The organism is Nostoc sp., assembly GCF_036917755.1.
Classification (GTDB): domain Bacteria; phylum Cyanobacteriota; class Cyanobacteriia; order Cyanobacteriales; family Nostocaceae; genus Nostoc.
The window spans coordinates 1-6,083 of the sequence record NZ_JBALFC010000005.1; the positions used below are offsets into that span (position 1 = coordinate 1).

At 39.3% G+C, this 6,083-nt stretch carries 3 protein-coding genes and 2 pseudogenes; 3 read left to right on the forward strand and 2 right to left on the reverse strand.

The features are described from left to right. Window positions 1-89: 89 nt before the first annotated feature. Genes V7L05_RS01690 through V7L05_RS01700 form a run of 3 tightly spaced genes read left to right on the forward strand, consistent with a single transcriptional unit; the run spans window position 90 to window position 4,242 of the window. Window positions 90-1,628 (forward strand): AMP-binding protein, encoded by a 1,539-nt coding sequence (locus tag V7L05_RS01690; protein ID WP_335161235.1) that lies wholly within the window; start codon window positions 90-92, stop codon window positions 1,626-1,628. A 33-nt stretch (window positions 1,629-1,661) separates the two neighbouring features. Continuing rightward, on the forward strand, window positions 1,662-2,930 hold the full coding sequence (locus V7L05_RS01695) for a cytochrome P450 (protein WP_335161231.1): 1,269 nt from the start codon (window positions 1,662-1,664) through the stop codon (window positions 2,928-2,930). 43 nt (window positions 2,931-2,973) lie between these two features. After that, complete coding sequence (locus tag V7L05_RS01700) at window positions 2,974-4,242, forward strand: cytochrome P450 (protein WP_335161233.1); 1,269 nt, start codon at window positions 2,974-2,976, stop codon at window positions 4,240-4,242. Between the two features lie 222 nt (window positions 4,243-4,464). Here V7L05_RS01700 and V7L05_RS01705 read toward each other — a convergent pair. Both V7L05_RS01705 and V7L05_RS01710 read right to left on the reverse strand, forming a co-directional pair. After that, window positions 4,465-4,602 (reverse strand): annotated as a pseudogene (locus tag V7L05_RS01705) (transposase); the annotation flags it as partial. A 709-nt stretch (window positions 4,603-5,311) separates the two neighbouring features. After that, window positions 5,312-5,843: pseudogene (locus V7L05_RS01710) on the reverse strand (hypothetical protein). Window positions 5,844-6,083 lie beyond the last annotated feature (240 nt).

Here is a 6,083-nt window from a genome sequence, read left to right on the forward strand (position 1 = left end):
TTGCGATCGCACTTAATTTGTTCAATCCTAGACATTTAAGAAATTGGTTTGCAAACTGCTGCTACTGTACCTCATAAACCTGCAATCTGCTGTATCAGTCTTTTGAGCATACACCTAACAGTCGAGGTGTAATTTGGCTGCCTCCTTACCACGATATGGGGCTGATTGGTGGAGTGTTACAGCCTCTATATGGTAGTTGCTCAGTTACACTGATGTCGCCAGAGTCTTTCCTACAAAAACCCTTTCGCTGGCTAAAAGCTATTTCTGACTATCAGGCGACTACCAGTGGGGGGCCTAATTTTGCTTATGACCTGTGTGTTGAAAAGATTGCACCTGAGCAACGTAAACACCTCGATTTGAGTAGTTGGGAGGTTGCTTTCAATGGTGCTGAACCTGTACGAGCAGAAACTATAGAGAAATTTTCAGAAACCTTTGCTGATTGTGGCTTCACAAAAAGTACTTTTTACCCTTGCTATGGAATGGCAGAGACAACTTTAATTGTATCTGGGGGTGTGAAAAAACAGCCACCAGTGATTCGCTTTGTGCAAGAGCAAGCTTTAAAACAGAATTTGATTGTGACTACCACAAGCGATTCAGAAGACGCTAAAGCAGTTGTTGGTCATAATAGTTTAGATCAAGAAATTGTCATTGTTAACCCAGAATCATTAACTCGCTGTCTGGATGGAGAAATAGGAGAGATTTGGGTTGCTGGATCAAGTGTGGCTGGTGGTTACTGGAACAAACCCCAAGATACTCAACAGACATTTAATGCACAATTGCTAGACACAAAAGGAGGGCCATTTCTACGCACTGGAGATTTAGGATTTTTGCTTGATGGCGAACTATTTATCACAGGTCGCCTCAAAGACATGATGATTATTCGAGGGCAAAATCATTATCCCCAGGATATTGAATTAACAGTCAAGAATAGTCATCCAGCACTGCGAGCAAATTGCGGGGCAGCATTTTCTGTGGAGATAGATGGTATTGAGCAGCTAGTTATTACTCAAGAGATAGAGCGTACTTACTTACGTCAGTTGGATGTAGATGAAGTCGTTAAGTCTATTCGTCAGGCAGTGTCTGAACACCATCAGTTACAAGTTTATGCCATTGTGCTGCTAAAGACAGCGAGCATCCCAAAAACTTCTAGTGGTAAAGTTCAGCGTCACGCTTGTCGAGTTGGATTTCTTGATAAAAGTTTGGATGTTATCGGAGATTGGATCGCGAATCTTACGGAAACAGACTTACTGCAACTTCAAGCAGAAGTAGACGATCTTTGGCAACAAGTGCAAAATTCAGATGTGAATTCAGATATTAATAAATCTGACACAGATCAGAAATCATTAAAGCCAACTTTGACAGAAAAAGAGATCCAGACATGGCTGATTTCTCATCTCGCCATGTACTTGAAAATACCTCCTGATGAGATAGATATTCAAGAGCCTTTTTCTACATACGGTTTAGATTCAGCAGTGGCGGTAAGCTTAACGGGGGAATTAGGTCAATTGCTTGGTTGTGAACTTGAAATTACTCTTTTCTGGGAGTATCCAGACATCGAAACACTATCACAATACTTAGCAGAAAAATTTCAGTCGTTGTCATCAACAACTTATTCAGTTGTTGTTTAAAAACCAATTGACTAAATCAAACAAATTATTAGCATGAACAAAGAAGTTATTAGTACTAACCAAGCAGAAAAACTCAAGTTAGCAAAAGCATTCAGATTCAATCTTTTTGACCCGAAAGTTCGCATTAATCCTGATCCAACTTACCACCGCCTCCGAACAGAATCTCCCATACATCAATACTTTGTTGGAGGTGATTGGCTCGTTTCCCGCTATGCTGATGTCAAAGCAGTTTTGAGAAGTGGTTATGTTCGCAGTCAAGACAAACCAAAATCAATCCAAGAACGAAACCAATATCTGCAAGACAAGGGAAAAAATCTGAATACTCTTGCCCATACTACTAGCCGATTTTTATTTTATATGGACTCGCCAAACCATACCAGATTACGTAATTTGGTAATGAAAGTTTTTTCTCCTGTAATTGTTGAGCAAATGCGCCCCCGGATTCAGGAAATAGTAAATGAATTGCTTGACAAAGTTCGGCACAAGGGGAGTATGGACATTATTGCCGACTTTGCGATTCCACTTCCTGTCACAGTGATTAGTAGGCTGTTGGGAATACCACAAGAAGATCAAGACCAGCTTAATCAGTGGTCTAATGTTTTGGCTCGTATCTTAGACTCACTGGTTTCATTAGAAGAATTTGAAACCATAAATGAAGTCACAGAAGCATTTAAGGAGTACTTACGCGCTCTAATTGCCAAACGAGAAAAACAGCCACAAGCCGACTTGATTAGTGCCTTAATTGCAGTTAGAGAGCAGAGTGACAGGTTAAGTGAGGAGGAACTATTAGCAACTTGCATCATGTTATTTGCAACAGGTGAAGAAAGCACAGTCAATACAATCGGCAATGGAATGCTGGCATTGTTAAATCATCCTGACGAAATAGAACAACTTAAAACAGAACCGACAAAGATCCAAAGTGCAGTAGAAGAAATACTTCGCTACGATAGCCCAATTCAGACAACAACTCGCATTGCTACTGTTAACTTTGAAATAGGCAATCAAACAATTCAAGCAGGTGAAAAAGTGGTTCTGTGCTTAGGGGCAGCTAACCGAGATCCAGTCCAATTTCCAGATCCTGATCGCTTAAATATTAATCGAAATCCCAATCCACACGTTGCTTTTGGTGATGGTATTCATTATTGCTTGGGAGCTGGGTTAGCACGTATTCAAGCGCAAATTGCAATTAACACGCTTATTCAACAATTACCTAATTTAAAGTTAGCTTCAAATCAACTAGAGTGGCGAAAGAATACTGTCTTACGTGGCTTGAAAGCTCTACCTGTAAAATTTACTTGCTAAGTAATTTTTGTCAAGCTTGGAGATTCATAGGAGGATATATGAAATGGAACCAATTAATTATACAAATAAAACTCAAAAAATAGTGGTTGAAAAATCTATAAAATTCAATCCTTATGACCCAAAATTTCAGGCAAATCCCTATCCTATTTACCATAGCCTTCGCTCTGTTGAACCAATACATCAAAGCTTTCCAGGTATGTGGGTACTAACTCGCTATATTGATGCCAAAGCAGTTTTGCGTGACCCTCGCTTTTGTGTTACTAAAATCTCAAAAAATATTAGAGATAAAAGCACTTATCTAGAGCAGCAAGATTTCAATACACTTGCACAAGCTCTTGACAAATGGTTAATATTTTTAGATCCGCCTGAACATACCAGATTACGAGGGCTAATTAGTAAAGCTTTTACTGCTACAACTATCAATTCTCTGCGTCCTCAAATTCAAAAAATTACTGATGAATTGATTAACAAAGTTCGGTACAAGGAGAGTATGGATATAATGTCCGATTTTGCTTGTCCATTACCTTGCAGCGTTATTGCTACAATACTAGGAGTACCTATTGAAGATTGGTTTAAGCTATATCATTGGTCGGATACACTATCCAATATTTTAGATCCGCTTAGGTCTTTGAAAGATTATGAGCAGATGAATACAGTTGCACTAGAATTTACAGATTATTTTAAAAGCTTGATTTCTCAACGCAAAAAAAATCCACAACAAGATTTGTTAACCGCCTTGATTACAGTTAAAGAACAGGATAACAAATTAAGTGAACAAGAAATTATATCTGTTTGTATGTTGTTGTTCTTTGCTGGTGAAGAAACCACAGTCAATCTCATAAGTAACGGTATGCTTGCTCTATTGCGTCACCCACAGCAAATGGAACAACTGAAAACACAACCAACACTCATCCAAAGTGCTGTGGAAGAAATGCTACGTTATGATAGCCCAATCCAAATCATTACACGAATAGCGACTGAAGATGTTGATATAGATGGTATCACTATTCCATTTGGTGAGAAAGTTCTTGTGATTTTAGGCGCTGCAAATCGCGATCCTGCACAGTTTCCTGACCCCGATCACTTCGATATTAGACGAGCTAATAATAGTCACTTAGCTTTTGTTGATGGTATCCATTATTGTTTGGGTGCAGTATTGGCGCGAATTGAAGCTGAAATTGCTATTAATACACTTGTGCAACAATTTTCTGATATAAAGTTATCAAAAGATGAGTTGGAGTGGTGCAAGAAGGTTGGTTCTCGCAGACTAAAGGCTCTCCCCATCACTTTCAAGTCAACGAACATAAAATAATCAAATAAAAATATTTTAAGAAAGTACTAATTTCAGTTACTCAAAAAATATATATAAACACTGTAATTCATTGTCATTGCTTTTCTTTCTCTCTCTAGCTAGAATTCACATCTGAATTAATAGAACCTTATTAGTTAAGATAAATTCATGAATTTGAACAAACAAATAAAATTGATAACTTACCCCATCTTCCAGGTTTACTAAAACTGCATAAAATAGCTAACTAGCCCACACTTGTAATTTGACACCATTAATAAAACCAGTCGACAAATAAGACAGCCCCAATAAACGTTTAACTAGATAAAAAGCCTCTTCAACTCTCCATCTTCGGCGATATAAATCTGCCACAGCGTAAGGAGGGGGGTGAAATGAGCAACCGATGCTGTTGGCAAAGTCAAAAGTAGACAGGAGTTCCGTAGAGTGTCACCCTAAGATTGGCATTATATATAGCCAGGAGAGTACAGGGTGAATCTGCTTTGTTAATAGGAGAAGGACCTGACTTTTCCCGTTAAGTCGTGAAACAACGAAATAATAAGGGTTTCACACTATATCTAATTCTCAACAATTTAATTTTAATGAGAATTAATCACGAGAGAATAGGGCTTTGAGTTAGGGGTATAGTAAGCGATCGCTCCATCAATGAAGATAACGGGAAAAGTCAGGAGAAGGACAGGATTGTGCTGTTGAGCCGAAAGACTGTCATAAAGGTACTTGTTCCGCCGCGTCCCTTGCTCAAAATGAATTTTCTTTAAATTCTGCGATCACTAATCAGATACAGGGGCAAGTAGAAGAAAGTAATTCCACTTCATTGTTGGTTGAAAATTCAGTTTCAGGTGGAGAAGTCAAAACAGTTCATGAAGGCGAAAGTTCCGCCGCGCCTGTCTCCAGTGCTGAAAAATGGTCGCATGAGGCGATGCGACCGGAACGTATGCAGAAACTTAAACTTGCGGCGAATTCGGGGCAGAATCCAGGTTTTGACTTCTTGGAAGAGTGTTGGAGTGATGACCGGCATTGGTGATAATGATTAAGAAATTGCTGGCGAAGTTTCCGCCGATTGATATGCTATTTTTCAATCGAATGAGGCTTGCTCTAGATACTGGCGCACTCCCGCACTCATTGCTAGGAGGTTTGGTTGTATATTTTTCGCTAAAAAATCTTCGACTACATGAGCAATTGTACTTGTGAGAAAGAATGGTACTCCCTTAATTTTTTTCGGGTCAATCACTAGTTCACCACGGCTTTCAATTACTGTATTATTGCCATCTTCCAGAAAGCGATTTTTGCCAGAACACTTGACTGCTTCTGTGAAAGCGTGAGTTTCAATACGCCATTCAAGTGTAAAATCAGTCTGATTCCAAGTATTATATTCTGTCCAAGAGAGCATCTCTTCACTGAGCAAAACTCTTGCTGCTGCTGGAATTTCACTGCCACCGTGCCATTCATTGACACTAGAAATATTACCCAAAGCTTCACTGCGGGATAAAAGTGTGATGTGGCGCACGTTTGGCATATAGGGAACTAGCTCAAAAACGTTTATCCCGATAGGTAGCATAAGCCAGGGAGCGTGGAAAAAGAATTTGGGTATCAGCACAGATGAACATTAATTAATACCATATCTAAATAGAGACACAATGGGGAATTACCAGGAGTTTAGCGATGGCGTAACCGCCCACCGGAGGTGATCGCCAACGCGGTCTATCAGGCTACAGGCAAACGGATTCGCGATCTGCCCATTACATTACATTACATTACATTACATTAGACAAGCTACTGTAATAAGGGTGCTTTCAAGACGACTTGTAGTTTTGATAGAAAAAATGAGTAAATAAGCAGGCACAACC

Bases quoted from the DNA above. Each gene is read 5' to 3' on its own strand.
- V7L05_RS01695 (WP_335161231.1), top strand. From the start codon at position 1,662: ATGAACAAAGAAGTTATTAGTACTAACCAAGCAGAAAAACTCAAGTTA.
- V7L05_RS01700 (WP_335161233.1), top strand. From the start codon at position 2,974: ATGGAACCAATTAATTATACAAATAAAACTCAAAAAATAGTGGTTGAA.